The organism is Mesorhizobium sp. M8A.F.Ca.ET.208.01.1.1, assembly GCF_004791315.1.
Taxonomy (GTDB): domain Bacteria; phylum Pseudomonadota; class Alphaproteobacteria; order Rhizobiales; family Rhizobiaceae; genus Mesorhizobium.
Window position 1 is genome coordinate 1 of the sequence record NZ_SRUT01000239.1, and the last position, 318, is coordinate 318.

1 pseudogene is annotated in these 318 nt (G+C 61.9%); it reads left to right on the plus strand.

Annotated features, from left to right (window positions below):
• Positions 1-146: 146 nt before the first annotated feature.
• Positions 147-318, plus strand: a pseudogene (locus EN851_RS35100) (leucyl/phenylalanyl-tRNA--protein transferase); the annotation flags it as partial.

Here is a 318-nt window from a genome sequence, read left to right on the forward strand (position 1 = left end):
CGCTGGACGAATTCGTCGTCGACGGCATAAAGACGACGCTGCCGCTGTTCCGCGACCTGGTCGGCAACCCCGACATCGCCAATGGCGACTACGACATCCACTGGCTGGAAAAATTTCTGGCCAAAGGTGAGTGATACGGGGATGCGATGACCCGTCCCTACGCACCAGGCTATCGCATCCCGACCGACCTGTTGCTGAAGGCCTATGCGTCGGGCGTCTTCCCGATGGCCGAAAGTGCCAGCGATCCGGAAGTGTTCTGGGTGCGGCCGGAAACGCGCGGGATCATACCGCTGGACGGCTTTCATACGCCGCGCAGCC